The organism is Rhizobium sp. P1_E1, assembly GCF_056406015.1.
In genome coordinates this window covers 1-17411 of sequence record NZ_JBFUAY010000115.1, presented here as the reverse complement: position 1 = coordinate 17411, position 17411 = coordinate 1, and the positions used below count along the sequence as shown (strand labels likewise).

Below are 17411 nucleotides of genomic sequence, written 5' to 3'. Positions count from 1 at the left end.
AAGGAAGACAGCGAGGAGGAGCTGCATATCTTCGACAGGCTCGGTCTCGAGACCAAGAACAACATCGACGGTTTCCTGACGCAGCTTGATCCCAAGTCGCTGCTTGAAGCCGCCGGCCTGCTTGCAAACGCCCGCCGCGTGAGGGTCCACGGTGTCCGTCAATTCCACGCGTTTGCAAGCTTTCTGACCTATGGTCTGGGGATGTTGCGGAGCGACGTCTCGCTTCTGGATGCGCCTCGCCTTGGTGTTGCCGAAGCCTTGGCACAACTCGAGAAGGGCGACGTCGTGGTCGTGGCGAGTTGCGCGCCATACACACGCAGTGTCGCGAACGTGGCAGAAGTCGCAGCCAAACTCGGCCTCGCCGTCATAGCGGTGACGGACACGCGTGCCTCCCCCCTCGTTGGGCCGTCGCAACACGCATTTTTCATTCCCCACACGAGCAGCTTTTTCAGCAATAGCATGGGGGCCTACATCGTGTTCTGTGAAGGTTTGCTCAATCTCGTCGCGCACGAGATGGGTGATCGCGCAATGACAGGTCTTGCTTCGCGAGAAGCGCTGATCAGGTCGATGAAGGTGGAAGTCTAGCCCGGCGTATTTGCCAAGGGCTGTCCAAGTTGTCGCGTGTACCTGATCTGACGTGCGCCGCGCGTCATCTTTGCGTCACGCGCCGCGAAGCGACCAAGTGGATTGGCCTGTTGCCTTCGAAGGCCCGTCCGCTGCGCTGTCCGTCCGCCGCGCCTTTGTCGCCGTCCAATTGAAACTGGTTGACCAGATCCCGCAGACGGCCTGCCTCGGAGGACAATGAGGCAACGGCAGCCGTCGACTGCTCGACCATCGCCGCATTTTGCTGGGTCGCCTGGTCCATCTGATTGACGGCCGTGTTGATTTCGGCAAGTCCCGTCGACTGCTCACGCGCCGATGTGGCAATCGCATCCATGAGTTGGTTGATGTGCACGACGTACTCACCGATCGACTTCAGCGACGTTCCGGTTTCGAGAACCAGTTTCACGCCATTTTCCACGTCAGTTGATGACTTTTGAATAAAGCCCTTGATCTCCTTGGCCGCTTGAGCGGCGCGCTGGGCAAGCTCACGGACTTCCTGGGCGACCACTGCAAAGCCTTTGCCCGCCTCACCCGCACGGGCAGCCTCAACGCCGGCATTCAACGCCAAGAGGTTCGTCTGGAAGGCGATCTCATCAATTGCACTAATGATGTTGGAAATCTGCTGTGAACTTTCCTCGATGCGTCGCATGGCCTGTTCCGCCTCCGAGACCACACTTGCCGACCGCTGAGCGCTGATATCGGCTTCTTTGGCCACATTGCGTGCCTCGTCGGTGCGTTTGGTCGCCATCGTCACATTCGACGTGATCTCGTCCAAGGCTGCGGCCGTCTCCTCGAGAGAGGCGGCTTGTTGTTCGGTACGCTTGGAAAGATCCTGCGCCGCCGATGCAATCTCCCCGGTACCGTTGTCTATGCTGTGTACCGTCTGGAGCACTGCGCCGATCGTCGCGCCCAATTGCCGGAGCGAAGCGTTGAAGTCTTCGCGCAAGGCTTCGTATTCGGCCGCAAATTGCTCCGAAAGCTGGAAGGATATGTCGCCTGCTGCAAGCCGCCGGAGGCCTCCGCCCAATGTCGTGGTCGCGAAGCGCAATTGTTCCGCCTCGCGTTCGGCGCGCTGCTGGGCGGCGGCGCGCGCTGCCTCGCTCTCGCTGCGGGATTCAGCGGCTTCCTTCTCGAGCCTGACGACGTTGAGGGCGTTCTGACGAAAGATTTCGACCGCGCCGGCCATTTCGCCGACTTCATCGGCGCGACCGGCATAGGGAATATCACTGTCAAGATCGCCATCCGACAAGCGCCTCATGGCGGAGGCGATGCTTCGGATCGGGTTGGCGATGCCCGATATCGCAAAGAAGATGCCGGCAATGGCAAGAAGCACGGCCAGCCCTGCGATCGCGGCCGTCAGCATGAAAGCGGATTGCGCAGAATCACCGCTTGCGGTCACAAAGCCTTCGGCCTGGCTGAGAATGAAAGCGACCAGATCCGCCACCGCCTTGTTCACCAGCTCGGCTTGCGGCTCCATATTTTCCTTGAAGAGGCGGATTGCTTCAGGCGTCTTCCCGTCATTTTCAAACGCGGTCATTTGCTCTGACAGCGCGCGATATTTGGCGAGTTCCGGCTTGATCAGATTGATCAGTTCGCGCCCACGCTCGGTGCGCACGCCCTTTTCGTATTCAGCGACAACTTTCTCGAGCGCGGTGCCGGCGGCGTCGATTTTTTGCTGTCCGACCCTCCGCTCCTCCGCTGTGTCCTCCAGGAGATACTGGGCATAGACCGTTTTCAGGTCGAGGAAATTATCCTTGATCTCGCGAGCCGTCACAAGCCGCTGCATCCAGAAGGTCCCGATCTGCTCAGTATTGGCACGAAGTGTCGAGATCGTGCTTAGCGAGACATAGGACAGGCCAATCATGAACAGACTGATGATCGACAGCTTTAAGATCAGAGCTTGCTTGATGCTCGGGCGCTTCATGCGGGTCTCCTCGAAGGTACTTGGGACGACCGGCTTGCCGGTTGATGCCAAGATCTCGCACCAGATTCAATAATTTAGTATTAACTAAACAATGATCCCGCTTTATTTCCTCAGATCTCCTAAGCAGATCCATACTTCCGCGATCAATTCAGCGCCATGCGACTTAAAGTTCCTGGAAATCCAAGGAAATAGCAGCCATGGCGAGCGAAAAATCTCAGCACGTCGGGGCTCGATACCAAGAAAAGGATCGGTCGACATTGATTCGGATCGGCACGATCTCGTCATCTTCGCCATCGAGAACGAGCGCTGGAATGCCAATCGCCTTCAGGACGGGAAACGCCGATCCGCTCACGCAGCTCTCCTGCCGTACGCGACGTCGGCAAGCACCTGCATGCTTGCCAATCGATCCACGGAACACATACTGGATCCATGCAGCAATCAGAAAACCAACCTGCCGACATTGAAATAGCGCTCTGGCAGTATTCCAAGAACGAAAGCGACTGGAACCGCTGGATGCAGTCGCTTTCATCGGATGAACGGGATCGCGCCGCGACCTATCGGTTTGAACGAGATCGGGCATCGTTCATTGCCGGCCGGTATCTCTTGCGGCAACTGTTGAGCCTGCAGACCGGGATATCGCCGAGCAAGGTCCCATTGTCTCCAGACAGGCACGGCAAGCTGAGGCTTGAGGGTCGTGATAGGCCGCAATTCAGCCTCGCCAATGCCGACGGGCTTGTGGCGGTCGCGGTCGCTTCAGGATGTGATTACGTGGGAATAGACTGCGAACGCGCCGACGCCGAGATCGAAGAGGCGGCAGTGGATAGCTATTGCAGTGCAGACGAACGGCGCTGGCTCGCGGAATTGCCTGCGCGCGAAAGTGCACGGGGCGCCATTGCACTCTGGACGCTGAAGGAGAGCCATCTAAAGGCACTCGGCGTCGGGCTGCGCGTGGATCCTCGCAACGTCGCCTTTTCCTGGAAGGATGGCATCCCTGTCATAACAGGCGGCGATCGCGATCGACGATGGCATCACCGTCTGGTCGAAAGCGGCAGCCAGCACGTCGTCGCGCTGGCTGCTTGCTCTCAATCGGGGCTCCCCGGCATTTCGATACGCCTATTTCAGGACGATAACATGCCGTCCGAATAGCCGGCTCGGAGCTGATGAGGCATTGCGGCAGCRGTCTCCGTCGCCCAGGCCAGTTGCCCATTGTCGGGTTCAGCATCGAAATGCTGCCGGCCGATAAGCGTGTTGACGATGGTTGCGCTGCGCCAGGCCATGAGGCTGAGCTGAGAGTCGGCGATACCGTGCGAATAGCGCCCCGCATTCTGCGCAAACACCCGGTTGGTCCGCGGACCCGTCCACTGCATCGTGTAGTCGTCATTGAGAAGCGGATAGCCGTTTCTGTCGAGCGTTATCCTGTCGCCCAGCGAGCCGAGAGCATCCGGCAATCGGAACCGGTAGCCGGTTGCCAGCACCACCGCATCTGCATGCAGCACCTCGATCCCGCCGTCGAATTGGTTCCTGACGATGAGCCGGTAGGCATTGCCGTTCCGCTCCATCTGGATCACATCGCGATTGGGCGCCAGAGAGGCATTGAGCGTGCTCGGCTCGAGGTAGCGCAACGCATAGAGGCGGCGATAGATCGAGTGAATCGTCGAAATCGACAAGCCGTCGCTGGTCAGGATCGAGTTCTTCAAAGCGGCCTGCTTCTGCTCGCCGCCGAGCTTCAGATAGGCCTGGACGTATTCCGGTGAGAAGACCTGGTTCGAAAACGGCGTATCGTTGATCGGCTCGAAATTATGACGCCGGCTGATCCATGTCAGCTCCGTCATGGAACCGGGATCGCCAAGCAAGGCTTCGACGACCTCGCCGCCGCTTTGACCGCCGCCGACCACGACGATGCGGGCGGTGCCGAGATCGCCGAGACGCGATTTGGCCTCGCTGTTATGAAAGCAATCGGCCCCTAGAAACGGTTTTGCCCAGTCGGGCACGAAGGGTGAAGATCCCGTGCCGATCACCAGGTTTCGCGCTTCTTCCTGTCCGTTGTCGAACCGCAGGAAGAAGCGGTCGTCGCGGTGCTCGACGTCGCGGATTTCCGTGCCAAAGCGCAGGCCGTCCACGCCGTTGGCGACCCAGGCGAGATAACGTGCAAACTCCTGCCGGGGAACGGCCTCATAATTGGCGTTCAGGAAAGCGTAGAGCCTCTTATGGGCAACCAGATAGGAGACGAATGACCAGCGGCTGGTCGGCAGGACCGGGGTGACGAGGTCTTTCAGAAAGGACGATTGCAGCTCGACGCCGGGCATCATCATGCCGGGATGCCAGTCGAAGGAGTCTCGTCGCTCGAAGAAACGGCTTCTGATCTCGGGCACCGACTCGAACAGGCAGGCGAGGCTCAGATTGGAGGGGCCGATGCCGATGCCAGCAATATCCAGCGGCTCGGCATCCCTGCGGGCAAAAGCGACGGTCATGCGATATCCTTCTCTGTTTCCTTGAGACGCAGGGCAAGCCTTGAGTGGAAGGCGGGAGACCCGATCATGTGCAGATGGTTGGTGCCGGTGATGATTTCGGCCGCATGCGCCCGCGGCGACAGGCGGCGCCAGTCGATCAGGTTGAGGCCGCGGTTGAGGCTGTCGTCGGCAGCCCAGGGATAGATCGGTACATCGTGAGGAACGAGCCGGTGCTTGCGGAAGATCAGGGCATTGTCGATCAGCACCCAAAACGTATGCTCACGACTGCTGATATCGGGCCCGTCGTTTGGAAGCGGGTCCTTTTCGTCGCCGACAAAACGCAGGAACTGGTCGTAGGTATCCGCGTCCATCGTCGACAGCAGCCGGTCCCATTCGGGACGCATCGCCGTTCTTCCAAGCCATGCCTGCACGTCTCGATGAAGCTCATCGCGCTCGCCGGGCCGGAACCTCGGCTTTGCGCCGATCGCAAATTCCGATCCGAGATCGCAAACATCGACCATCGCCATCATCCTGACGTCGACCTGATCACCGAGGGCGCGGGCAGCCTCGTAGGCCAGAAGCCCGCCCCAGGACCAGCCGAGGAAATAGCAGGGCGCGCCCTGACTGTGTGTCCCGATATAATCGACATAGCTCTCGATGATCTCTTCGACCGGAGCGCCGACTGCCTTTTTCTCGGAGAGCGAGTGGCATATGAAGCCGGTCGCCGGCTGATCGGCTCCGAGATAGTCGACGAGCTTGACATATTCGCGGGTGCTGACGAGAAGCCCCGGGAAGCAGTAGAGCCGCGGCTTGGCGCCGGAAGCGCGCAGCACGATCACCTCGGAGAGATCCCGTTGATCCCCCTGCTCCATCACGCCGGCAAACGAGCGAATGGTCGGGTTGTTGAAGATATCGGCGACGATGAGCGGGGTTTTCGGCCGGCGCTGCCGGAGCAAGGAAAGAATACGGATCGCTCCGAGCGAATTGCCGCCGATCGCGAAGAAATTGTCCTCGACGCTGATTGCTTCCAACTTGAGTACCTGCCGCCAGACATCCAGCACCTCTTCTTCGAGCACGGTTGCCGGCTCGACGATTGCGCGCTTGACCGGTTGTGGCGCCGGCAGCGCAAATCGATCGAGCTTGCTGTTCGGATTGGTCGGCATTTTTTCCAGTTCGACCACCGCAGCCGGCACCATATAGGACGGCAAGCTGCGTTCGAGGGCGGTGCGGGTCGTCTCGACGTCAAGCGTCTCGTCTTTCTTCGGAACGACGTAGGCAACGAGCGCCTTTTCACCGCCGGCATCGTCATCGCGCAGGACGACCAGAGCCTCGCCGACGCCGGGTTGCTGCAGGAGCGCCGCTTCGATCTCGCCGAGCTCGATCCGGTAGCCACGAAGCTTCACCTGATGGTCGACACGACCGACGAATTCGACGGTTCCGTCATCACGCCAACGCGTCAGATCGCCGGAACGATAAAGTCGGCCGCCCTCCGTGAAGAACGGATCGGGGATGAAGCGGTCCGCCGTCGTATCCGGCTTGCCGAGATAGCCGCGTGCGATGCCCTCACCACCGATATAGAGTTCGCCTGTCACGCCGATCGGGCACGGATTGAGGTCAGGGTCGAGCACATAGACGCGCCTTAACCCGACAGCGCGACCGAGGGGAGCATAGACCCCCTGGAACTTCGTGCCCGCCCTCACCTTCCAGACCATCGGCGTCATGATGGTTTCGGTCGGCCCGTAGCCGTTGATCAGCCATTCCGATTTCAGCGCCCGCGACAGCAGATCGAAGGTCGGTTGCGCCAGCCCCTCGCCACCGAAGGAATAAAGGCGCATTGGGGGCGCGCCGTCTGAAATATCAGCCCATTCCGCCAGCTGCTGCAGATAGGTTGTGGGAATGCTGGCATTGTTGGCGCCGTGCTTGCGCATGGCCGTCAATGTCTCTTCCGGCGTCCACAGTGGCTGATCGGGAAGGATGATACTGCCGCCCTCCATCAGCGGGTTCATCCATCGCTCGTGCCCGCCGTCCGAACTGAAAGGCAGGAACGGCAGCTCACGGGACGCCGAACTCATGCCATAGACACGCGAGGTGTTCTGCAGATGGTGCGTCAGCGGGCCGTGCTCGACGGCCACGCCCTTCGGCAATCCGGTCGATCCGGAGGTATACATGACATAGGCCAGCTGATCCTTGTGAGTGGGAATATCGAGCGGCGTATCCGGCTCGCCGTCGAGGTCGATCTTGTCGAGGTCGAGGATAGTGGCGTCGAGCTCTTCCGGCAGCCGATGGCGAAGCCAGCTGTGGGTCAGAACGATTTTGACACCGCCATCGCGCAGAATGTGATGGTTGCGTGCCGGCGGATGGTCGGGCTCGACCGGGATATAGGCGCCGCCCGCCTTCAGCGTCGCGAGGATCCCGACGATTGCCTCTGGCGAGCGCTTGATGAAGATGGCGACCGTCACCTCGGCGCGAACACCCAGCTGACGCAACCGATGTGCGAGACGGTTGGTGCCGGCCTCTAGCCAGCCATGGCTCCATTCCTCGTCACCGTAGACAATCGCCGTCTTCTCCGGCGTCTGGCGCGAATGGGCTGATATCAGCTCGTGGACCGGCCTGTCATCGTTGACCACGTCATCTTCGTAGGGCGCCGACAACTGGTCGAGCTCGTCGCTGCCCACAAGTTCGATGTCCTTGATCCGCACGTTCGGCCGCGCAACGATCTGCTCGAGCACAAGGATGAAATGCCGGGAGACACGGGCAATCACGGCGCTGTCATAGAGATCCTGTGCATAATCGATCAGCCCGGATGCAGCACCATCCAGACCTGCTTCGATCACCAGGGAAAGCTCGCTGTCGGCGCGCGCGCCCAGGGGCTCCAGATTTGTTGCGTGCCCGGGGATCGGATACGGCTCGCGGAATTCGAACAGGGCTTTGACCACGGCTTCCTGGGCCGCCGCTTCGTCGACGACCAGTTCCTGGGTGATGCGCTCCAGCGGAACCAGCCGGCGAAGCCCCTCCTGCGTTACCGAAGTGATCGCAGAGATGACATCGTCGAGCGAATTTCTGGATGTTAGCGATAGGGTGAGGGGAAGGATCTGTTCGGCACGGCCGCGGTTCGCAAGGTGGTCCTTCTGCGGCCGCGCGATCAGGAGCCCGGTCAGCAAAGCGTAGTTGCCGCTGTAGCGTGCCAGCAGCGCGCAAAAGGCGGCATGCAACACGCGCTCGACCTGATATCCCTTTTGCTGCACATGTCGATCGAGCTTTTCCCAGAGACCGGGCTCGATCGAAAATCGATGCTGAGCGCGTGCCACACCTGCCAGCCCGCCACTGTTGAAGCGGGTGGGAAAGGTCGTGGCCGCGTAGTCGAGGCCGATCGTTTGCCGCCAGTAGGAGAGGGATTGCTGCGCCTGCTCTGTCTGCAGCCAATCGGCCTCTCGCGTTCCGGCCAAGATATCTGGTAGCTGCGTATCGCGGGTGGGTCCGCCATCGAGACTTCGCGTCAGGGAGCCGGTAAGAATCGACTTCTCGCGATCGTCTGAGATGATTGGATGAATCACGATCGTCAGAAGCGACTGTCCATCCGCAAGCAAGACAATCTGAACACGTGCCGGCGGACCGGCAAGAAGATCGAAGCGTCTGTCGCGGAAGGCTTTCTGTTCGGCCCAAGCATCCGGCTCGGCAAGAGCAGCACCTTCACCGACAATCTCGATCGGTACAGCATTTAGTGTGCCGCAGTACTGTTCGACGCGCCCGCCCGCCAGCCGGCGGAACCGGGTGGCAAGGGAGGGATGTTGCGCCACCAGCGTCCGGCAGGCGCCGGCAATCGTCTTGACGTCGAACGCCGGGCTCAATCGCAGCGAAATGACCTGGTCGGGAAAGACCGTGTAGTTGCCGATCTGCTCCAGCGACCAGATACGCTTCTGGGCGATCGTCAGTGGAAAGCTCTCGAAGACCGCGTCCGTTGCGATATCGGTCGGGTGGGCATCTGCGAAGTTTGTGATCTGCTTGTTCATCCGTGTCATCCAGCCGGTTTCAGAGACGCGCGTCGCCGGCGATTGCCGAGCGCAAAGAGAGAGGGCGCGGGTCCGCCCAGACGTCACGGATATGCGCCAGGCATTGCTGGCGCGAACCGGCAAAGCCCGCCGGCTCCCAGCCCAAGGGAATCCGCTTGTCCTGCGGCCAGACCGAGTAGCGACGCTCGGTGTCGATGACGGCGATCCAAAGATCGTCGTGAGGCTCAAGATTATCCATTCGCAGCTCCTGCGGTGATGATGGTCATGCGCAAGTGACGGATCCGGCAGGCTGCAGTTTAGAAAATTGATGAGAATTTTTTTCTTCGCTTATCCCTAAATCCGGCCGGAGATGGATCGTCATTCTACCAAATCGACGCAGGAGCTTTCTTCATGCTCGCAGCGCTAAAAGCCCGACCGGCAAGGAGAACATCATGGATTTCGACGCCGCCAAACAAAGGCGCGCTTTGCAGTCGCGCAGCTACATCAGCCTTGCACCCAATCTCATTCACCTCAAGACCGCCTACGGCCACCACGAAGCCGCATTCGAGGTCGAGGCCGGCATAGCGTCGGTGACCTTCTATCATGGGGATCCGGTGCAATCGCCGGAGCTTCTGATGGCGGCCGCCGAAGCGGTGACGGCACAAGATCGCTCGATTACATCAGTCGTCTTCGAAGGGCATCAGACAAGCCTTCCCAGACACATTGCCGGCACAGGCGGAAGGCTCGATTCGGCGATCCTATGGCAATGGCCATCGCTCTGGCTGCCGCAGCTGTCCTATCCGCTGCCGCCCGTGCAGGAGATGACCGCGGGCCGGTATCATCCGCGCCGACCTGCAAAGCCGAAGGGCACGGTCTACCAGCGTTTCATCCCCTGGCTGGAACGGGAAATAGCCTTCACCGTGGCCGATGCCGAGACCGATCTTGCAGCATTTCATCGCTGGATGAACGACGAACAGGTCAACACGATCTGGGAGGATGCAGGCTCGATCGGCAAACATCGGGAGATCCTGGAGGAGAGGATCGCCGATCCGCATGTCCTGCCGCTGATCGGCAGTTTCGCGGATATCCCTTTCGGCTATTTCGAAGTCTACTGGGCAAAGGAGAACCGTCTCGGTCCCTTTTACGACGCCGACGACTATGATCGTGGATGGCATGTGGCGATCGGCGAGCCCGATTATCGCGGCAAGAAATGGATCAGCGCATGGCTTCCTTCGCTGATGCATTTCATCTTCCTCGACGATCCGCGCACGAAGCGCATTGTCGGCGAGCCGCGCGCCAGTCACGAGCAGCAGATCCGCAACCTCGACCGCTCGGGTTTTGCCAAGGTCAAGCATTTCGATTTTCCGCACAAGCGGGCGCTCCTCGTCATGCTCGGCCGCGAGCGCTTCTTCGGTGATCGTCTCTGGGTGCCCGCGTCATGAACGACATGAGCGACGCAAGCGGCAGCTTCCGGAGACGGCAGCGCCTCGCACCGGAGGACCTTGCCAGTCCTCAGCTTTTCAGGCTGCTGCTTCGGCTTGGACTGCCGGCGATGTTCGGCCTGTCGATCAACGCCGCCCATCACACGATCAACATGATCTTCATCGGAATGATCGGTGAAGATCAGATCGCGGCGATCATGATCGTCCTGCCGGTCCTCATGCTCGTCGCGGCCTTCGGCGAAGGGATCGGCGTCGGTGTCGCAACCGAGGTCGGGCGGACGCTCGGAGCCGGCAACCGATCCCGGGCTGGCGCCATTGCCTCCGTCAGCCTTGCTGCCGGCGTCGTCTTCGGCGCGGCAAGCGCCATCGCAATCCTCGCATTTCCAGATTTGCTGCTGTTCGGCGCCACGCCTGCCCTTCAGCCGCTCGCGCAGCAATATCTGATGATGATTGCGGTCTCGGTGCCGCTGACGATGGCGCAGATCATTCTCGATTTCCTGGCGATCGCAGAGGGCAATGCCCGCTTCAGCATGTGGACGCTGGTCGCCTGTTTTGCGCTGAACATGATCCTCGATCCGATCATGATCTTTGGCTTCGGCTTCGGCCTGCAGGGCGTTGCGATCGCAACCATCCTGTCCCAACTGGTGGCACTTTGCATTTATGCTGCTTACCACGCGAGGCGGCTTGGGACGGTCCGGCTGGCGTTTGGCTGGCAGTGGAGAGATATCGGTTATCTCAGGCCTGTCCTTGCAGTGGGCGCGCCGACGACACTCACCAGTCTCGCGACCGCAGGCGCGATTGCGGCAATGGTGTCGCTCGCCGGCACCTATCACGGAGAAGCCGGCATCGCTGGCGTCGGGATTGCCTTGCGGCTGCTGGCGGTGGGAACGCTCCCGGTCATCGGTATTTCACTCGGGGCCCAGTCGATCCTGAGTTTTGCCTGGGGTCGAGGCGATACGGCCCGAGTGCTGTCGGCCGCCCGCATCCTGACAGCGGTCACAACTGCGGTGAGTGGCACTTACGGGGTGGCCGCGCTCGCCTTCTCCGAAGAGCTTGCCTCGTTTTTCACCGACGATGCGACGGTGATCGGGATCGCGGCGCAAGCGATCGTCGCAACCCACCTTCCGCTTCTGCTGTTCGGCCTGCGGCAAACGGTGCTGATCCTCTTCCAGGCTCAGGGCAGAGCGAAAGCGGCCGTTGCCATCGGTCTGGCGCAGAATGGCTATCTTCTGTTTCCGCTGCTGGCTCTCCTGCCGCCGTTCTTCGGTTTTTCAGGCTTGCTGGCCGCAATGTTCCTGGCCTCTGCCCTGACCGGCCTGCTGTCGGCCGTCTGCCTGATGAGGACGCTACGCGCGCTCCGGCAGCGCTCTGCCGACCATCTGACCTCCATCCGTCCATATCCCAGCTTTTGTCCATGAGAGGATGACCATGAACCAGTCGATCAACCCGCACGACCTTGGCGCCCATGCGGCCGCTGACGATCTCTTTACGCCTGTCGATCCGGCGGCATTCAACGCCGTGTCTCCGCCGATCTTCCAAACGTCGCTGTTCACCTACGACAGTTACGAGGCGATGGAGGATGTTTTCGCCGGYCGCACGCGCAACTACATCTATTCGCGTGGTGACAATCCGACGGTTCGTGAATTCGAACTCCTGGTCGCCCGCCTCGAGGGCGCAGAGGATGGACGGGCTTTCTCGAGCGGAACGGCCGCCATTACTTCGACAATTCTCAGTCTCGTTGAGGCCGGAGACCGGGTCGTTGCGGTTCGCCATCTCTACAACGATGTCTACCGCCTTCTGGTGAAGCTGCTCGGCAGGCTCGGCGTCGCGGTGGACTTTGTCGATCCCGCCGACCACGACGAGGTCCGCAAGGCTCTGTCGGGCGCCAAGCTGCTCTATCTTGAAAACCCCACATCCTTCGTCTTCGAGCTTCAGGACATTGCGGCGCTGTCGGCCATGGCAAAGGAGGCCGGTGTTACGACAATCATCGACAATTCCTGGGCAACGCCGCTCTTTCAAAAACCGATCCAGCATGGCGTCGATATCGTCATTCACGCCGCCTCGAAATATCTCGGCGGTCACAGCGATACGGTGGCCGGCGTCGTCGTCGGCTCGAAGGAGGCCATCGCCAGGATCAATTCAATATCCTACCCCTATGTCGGCGCCAAACTGTCACCGTTCGAGGCCTGGCTGCTGCTGCGCGGCATGCGCACGCTGCGTGTCCGTCTCAAGGAGCACGAGCGCAGCGGGCTTTTGTTGGCCGGGCGGCTGAAGGAGCATTCTGCGATCGCACGCGTTCGTCACCCGGCATTCCAGGAACATCCCGGACGGGCAACGCTCACGGGTTATGCCGGGCTGTTCGCCTTCGACCTCTATCCCGATATCGATGTCGCACGTTTTGTGAATAGCCTTCGCGACATCCGCCTCGGTGTCAGCTGGGGGGGACCCGAAACGCTGGTGGTCCCCGCCAAGGTCGCGTTGCAGATCCCCGACCGGATGACCTCCTTCATCCGGTTCGGTGTGAGCGAGCAGACGGTTCGGTTCGCCGTTGGTCTGGAAGAGCCGGAACTGTTGTGGAGTGATTTGCAGCAGGCGCTGTACGCCGCGAAACGGTAGGGTCCTGGCGGTGCGCATGGTCGGGGCGGGAAGCAGGCTCAGTAATTGCCAGATGGCAATGCTCCTCTGCCGCCTTGATCATGAAGTTGACGAGGGTCCTTGAGACGCCGAGTTCGGCTGCAATATCCTTCTGCGGCACGCCGTTAAGGCGATGGCGAATGAAGGCATCGTTGGTTCGCTTCGGCAACGCCTCGAGCGAGGCAAGCACGTTGCGCAAAGTCTCGGCGGCGACAAGCTGGTCGAGCACGGTGGGGATGGGAGCCGTGATCTCCTGAACCTGGTCGAATCGACCTATAGTTGTTCATCTGCTGACGTCGCCGGCGGCTTTCGTCGAGTGCGAGATTATAGACCATCCGGAAGGCGTAACCGATCGGGCAACGAATGCCGTCAGTTTTGACCCCATAGGCTTTAATGACTCCATCCTGAAATATATCCTCGGAATATGACTTTGATTTGACAACGCTTTCAATCGTTTTGAGGAGTTTTTCCTTGTTTTCGATCATGGCGTTGACCACGGCATTTCCGTTCACATCAMGATGCAATGTGTGCATTGTCCTGTACCCTTTTTACAAATGGAAAATCAGGCTCTGTCGTTGCTGGTCGATGCGGTCTTGGCGTTCCTTTTTCGAGGAAAGTACACGATTTGATTGCAGTGTCTATTTTAAGGTGATAACAAGAGTCAAGTTTAAATCGACCTGATGAAAGCGAGAAAAAATGGGAAGGACAGTGGAGATCGTGACGGGCAAGGCGGAGCTCTGCCGATCGATCATGGGGGCTTTGCCCGACTGGTTTTCAGAACCTGAGGTCATCGAAGCGAGCGCTCAGGCGATCGAAGACCTACTGGTGTTCGGCTATGTCGAAGCCGACGTCGTGACTGCGTTGATGGCCTTGAAGCCGCACCCGCCCGGCGCCGTCGAGATCGCGCTGATTGCGACACGACCCGAACATCACGGTCGCGGCGCCGGACGCCATCTCATCGATGCGGCCGAACGTTTCGGCCATGAATCGGGTGCCCGACTGCTGACCGTAAAGACTCTCGCCCCGCGCGACCGCGACGAACCGCAGTTCGAGGCGACGCGGCGCTTCTATGACCGGAACGGCTTTGTGCGGGCCGAGGTCTTTGCAAAGCTTTGGCACGAGGATCATCCATGCCTGTTCATGGTAAAGCCGCTCGCCGACGTTGAGGCAGGTGAAGCCGTGTTTTGAGGCGACAGGACTTTCTGCCTGGCGCGTTGGCAATGAGCAGCGCGGTACATCGGAGCGGCCCTTCTCGTCATCGCCGACTGCCATCCATCGTCTCTTCAGGACCTTGGCGAGCCGCTAGGAGCTAATGGCGCCCGTCCGGCAGCGGACAGGCTTCGCCGCAGCCGCCCACGCCCGGCAGATTGTAGCGCAGGCAGCAGACTTTTCGGCGAGCGAACTCGAGGCCGCATTGCTGTCGTGCAATGCGGATCATGCCGAACATCGGATTGCGCCCGCCGCATGGCCATACAGCTTCTTCGAGCAGCGCCAGGCCGCCTTCGACAAGGGCGGGCTCGTGACGATGGGCGATCTCCTTGAGAATCCAGGAGAGATATGCCGCGACATTGTTCCAGAGAAGCTTCGGAGCGACGCCGGCATTGACGGCGATCGCCGCGATCACCGGTTCGGCGTGGCGGCGCATCAGCCGGTGAAGCTCGCCGGCGGGATCGGTGGTAACGTCTGGTCTTTCGGACATCACGAATGCTTCCGGCTCACCCGTATGCTCGTTGCAGACGAGTGAAAGCCGGTCGATCTCCAACGCCAGCCCAATCCGGTGCACGAACATGTGGAGGCTGGAGGTGATCGTCAGGATGCTGAAATAGTAGAGCGTCCACATGGAGACGATCGCACGACGGTCGCTGCCTGGAAACTTTTGCGCATATCGGCCAATGATTTCGTCAAAGATTGCCCGGTCGCAAAGATCCCTGCAGGGAATGACGATGCCTGTCTGCGGTGGAGAACTGAGCAGCTTGCCGCGGCAATAGGAGAACGGGCCGTCGCCCACCAGGCCGTCGAGGTCGACGGCCTGGTGGGCGACGGGATGATCAGCGATCAACGTCGCGGGCTGGAGCGCTCGGGTCGTCTCCGGCGCCATCTATTACCACCGATACTTCAGGGTCGCCGTCATGTTGCGGCCTTGGCCGAGATAGCAGAAGCCCTCGTTGCACACGGTGTCGCGCTGGTCGGCAATGTTGCGGATATTGAAGGCAGCCGTCAGGCCCTCGTAGTTCTTGTCGATCGCGCCGAAATCATAAGCGGCAGATGCATCGACATAGAAGCTCGACGGGTTCTTCGAGGTATTGGCGGTATCCGTCCAATTCTCGCTGACATAACGGACGCCCGCGCCGACCGACAGGCCGTTGAACGGATTGGTTTCCTGGAAAGTATAGTTGGCCCAGAGGCTTGCGACATGCGCGGGCGTGAAGGCCGGCGTGTTGCCCTCATTGTCGCCTCCGGTCACCTCGGAATGGTTGTAGGTGTAGGCCGCAATGATGTCGAGGCCGTCGGCGATTGCCGCGCGCGCTTCAAGCTCGATGCCCTTTCCCGTCACTTCGCCAAGCGAGTCGTAGGCAAGGGTCAGCGGATTGACCAGCACCGGCTTGTTCTTTTCGACGATGTGATAGGCGACCGCCGACAGCAGGATGTCGGTGCCCGGCGGCTGGTACTTCACGCCGAGTTCGTACTGTTCACCCTCGGTCGGCTCCAGGATCTTGCCGGATGCCGACCGGTTGGTGACCGGGTCGAACGAGGTCGCATAGGAGACGAAGGGTGCAATGCCGTTGTCGAAGAGGTAAAGCGCGCCGGCTTGCCAGGAGAAGGCGTTCTTGTTGACGTCTTCCGAGTCGTTCAACCCGAAGGAGGGATAGGTCGTGTCACGCGTCTGGTTCACCCAGGTCTGGCGACCGCCGAGGTTGAAACGCCAGTTTCCAGCCTCGATCTGGTCAAGGGCGTAAACGCCGACTTGGCGCATATCGGCATCGGCAACGATGAAGTCATAGGCCGGCGTGGCGCCCGAGACACCATAGGTCGGGTTGGCGATATCGAAATCGAAGGCCGAGTTGACGGCGCCGATGCCGTAGCCCCAGTTCGACTGGAGATTGGTGTAGTCGAGGCCGAACAGCATCGTGTGCGCAAGGGGACCCGTATCGAACTTCGCCTCGAGCTGGTTGTCGACCTGGAAGACGTTCATCTCGTCGCGGATCGAACTCGCGTTACGATGAGCGACAGTCCCGGTCCAGCTGGAAACGCCGAGGTAACGAGCTCTGAGATCGAGATGCGAATAGCGCAGGTTCTGGCGGAACGTCAGGCCGTTGTCGAATTCGTGCTCGAACTGATAGCCGATCTGCTGCTGCTTGACCTTCTGGTAGTCGTAGTCGGGATCGCTCTGCCTTATGTCGAGAATTTTGCCGTCGACGGTCGTGATCGCGCCGACATTGGCATCGGTCTCGTCGGACTGCGCCAGGCCGTACAGCGTGAAGGACGTGCCTTCGTCGGGCTTCCAGGTGAAGGACGGCGCCAGGAAATAGCGATCGTCGGCAATATCGAAATTGTTGTCGCCGTGACGGGCAAGGCCGACGATGCGATAGAGGAAATCATCATTTCCTTCGCTGATCGGTCCACCGAAATCGAACATCGCCTGAGCCCGATCCTTGGTGCTGTAGGAGATACCGACTTCGTGGATCGGCTCTTCGGTCGGAAGCTTCGATATCTTGTTGACGAGGCCGCCCGGCGATCCCGAGCCGTAGAGAACGGATACCGGTCCCTTGATCACCTCGACGCGTTGCAGCTGATAGGGATCGGTGCGGAACATGCCGTAATTGATATAGGGCTGGCGCAGGCTGTCCCGATAGTCGCCAACCGTCGTGATGTTGAAGCCGCGAATGAAGATTTGGTCGAAGCGCGGATCGAAGCCGTTCGGTCCTGTCGTCACGCCGGCCGAATAGCGCACGGCCTCGATGATGCTCTGGGCGCCCCGCTGCTCGATTTCCTTCTCGGTGGTCACCGAGACCGAACGCGGCGTCTCGACGAGCGGCGTGTTGATTTTGGTCGCCGCCGAGCTGTTCTTAGCGGCAACGGACGTCCGGTCAGCCTTGCTATCAGAGGCTGCGCCGCCTTGAATGACGATCGGCTCCAGCGCTGTCGCACTGGCRTCGGTGGCGCTTTGGGCCGCAGCCGGCGATGCCGCAATGCCGATCAGGACGATCGCTGTCGTGACAAATAGGCTATCTCTATAAATTCGCGATACATTATTAGAAACATTCAAAAAAACACGTGCCATTGCTTGGTCCCTACGCCACGGATGCGGGCGGAACCTATGGAGCGAAATTGGCCTTGTCAACATAAGATGATTATTTTAGTCACCTTT

At 60.1% G+C, this 17411-nt stretch carries 13 protein-coding genes and 1 pseudogene; 6 read left to right on the top strand and 8 right to left on the bottom strand.

Translation table 11 applies throughout. The features are described from left to right. On the top strand, positions 1-585 hold a 585-nt coding region (locus AC1D1Z_RS26495), incomplete at its 5' end, for a MurR/RpiR family transcriptional regulator (protein WP_477852053.1). A gap of 64 nt (positions 586-649) precedes the next feature. On the opposite strand, the gene AC1D1Z_RS26490 is transcribed toward AC1D1Z_RS26495, so the two are convergent. Further along, positions 650-2527, bottom strand: a complete 1878-nt coding sequence (locus tag AC1D1Z_RS26490) for a HAMP domain-containing methyl-accepting chemotaxis protein (protein WP_018245563.1) — start codon at positions 2525-2527, stop codon at positions 650-652. A gap of 214 nt (positions 2528-2741) precedes the next feature. Beyond that, a complete protein-coding gene (locus AC1D1Z_RS26485; protein WP_018245562.1) occupies positions 2742-2879 on the bottom strand; it encodes a hypothetical protein in 138 nt (45 codons plus the stop codon). Positions 2880-2956: 77 nt separating this feature from the next. Here AC1D1Z_RS26485 and AC1D1Z_RS26480 point away from each other — a divergent pair, with 77 nt between their 5' ends. Next, positions 2957-3673, top strand: a complete 717-nt coding sequence (locus tag AC1D1Z_RS26480; RefSeq protein WP_018245561.1) for a 4'-phosphopantetheinyl transferase family protein — start codon at positions 2957-2959, stop codon at positions 3671-3673. On the opposite strand, the gene AC1D1Z_RS26475 is transcribed toward AC1D1Z_RS26480, so the two are convergent. Genes AC1D1Z_RS26475 through AC1D1Z_RS26465 form a run of 3 tightly spaced genes read right to left on the bottom strand, consistent with a single transcriptional unit; the run spans position 3646 to position 9225 of the window. Further along, positions 3646-4998, bottom strand: a complete 1353-nt coding sequence (locus AC1D1Z_RS26475; protein ID WP_018245560.1) for a lysine N(6)-hydroxylase/L-ornithine N(5)-oxygenase family protein — start codon at positions 4996-4998, stop codon at positions 3646-3648. The two genes, AC1D1Z_RS26480 and AC1D1Z_RS26475, sit on opposite strands and share 28 nt — an antisense overlap. After that, entirely contained in the window at positions 4995-8987 is a 3993-nt protein-coding gene (locus AC1D1Z_RS26470; protein WP_026188684.1) for a non-ribosomal peptide synthetase, read from the bottom strand. The genes AC1D1Z_RS26475 and AC1D1Z_RS26470 overlap by 4 nt, the downstream gene beginning before the upstream one ends. A 19-nt stretch (positions 8988-9006) precedes the next feature. Continuing rightward, entirely contained in the window at positions 9007-9225 is a 219-nt protein-coding gene (locus AC1D1Z_RS26465; protein ID WP_018071314.1) for an MbtH family protein, read from the bottom strand. Positions 9226-9418: 193 nt separating this feature from the next. Between AC1D1Z_RS26465 and AC1D1Z_RS26460 the strand changes: the two genes are divergently transcribed. From AC1D1Z_RS26460 to AC1D1Z_RS26450, 3 genes are read left to right on the top strand one after another with little or no spacing between them, the layout of a single operon-like run. After that, a complete protein-coding gene (locus AC1D1Z_RS26460) occupies positions 9419-10408 on the top strand; it encodes a GNAT family N-acetyltransferase (protein WP_018245558.1) in 990 nt (329 codons plus the stop codon). Beyond that, positions 10405-11826 carry an MATE family efflux transporter gene (locus tag AC1D1Z_RS26455; protein WP_018245557.1) on the top strand — a complete coding sequence of 474 codons (1422 nt, stop codon included), beginning with the start codon at positions 10405-10407 and terminating at the stop codon, positions 11824-11826. The genes AC1D1Z_RS26460 and AC1D1Z_RS26455 overlap by 4 nt, the downstream gene beginning before the upstream one ends. Positions 11827-11836: 10 nt before the next feature. Beyond that, entirely contained in the window at positions 11837-13024 is a 1188-nt protein-coding gene (locus AC1D1Z_RS26450; protein ID WP_026188683.1) for a PLP-dependent transferase, read from the top strand. Here the strand turns inward: AC1D1Z_RS26450 and AC1D1Z_RS26445 are convergent. Continuing rightward, positions 12915-13575 (bottom strand): annotated as a pseudogene (locus AC1D1Z_RS26445) (sigma-70 family RNA polymerase sigma factor). The gene AC1D1Z_RS26450 and the pseudogene AC1D1Z_RS26445 overlap by 110 nt on opposite strands. 163 nt (positions 13576-13738) lie before the next feature. On the opposite strand from AC1D1Z_RS26445, the gene AC1D1Z_RS26440 reads away from it, so the two are divergent. Further along, the gene (locus AC1D1Z_RS26440) at positions 13739-14230 is read left to right on the top strand and encodes a GNAT family N-acetyltransferase (protein WP_018245554.1); all 492 of its coding nucleotides are present in this window, start codon (positions 13739-13741) and stop codon (positions 14228-14230) included. 121 nt (positions 14231-14351) lie between these two features. Here the strand turns inward: AC1D1Z_RS26440 and fhuF are convergent, their stop codons facing one another. Together fhuF and AC1D1Z_RS26430 are read right to left on the bottom strand one after the other, a co-directional pair. Beyond that, a complete protein-coding gene (gene fhuF / locus AC1D1Z_RS26435) occupies positions 14352-15140 on the bottom strand; it encodes a siderophore-iron reductase FhuF (RefSeq protein ID WP_018245553.1) in 789 nt (262 codons plus the stop codon). Between the two features lie 3 nt (positions 15141-15143). After that, entirely contained in the window at positions 15144-17324 is a 2181-nt protein-coding gene (locus AC1D1Z_RS26430) for a TonB-dependent siderophore receptor (RefSeq protein WP_018245552.1), read from the bottom strand. Positions 17325-17411 lie beyond the last annotated feature (87 nt).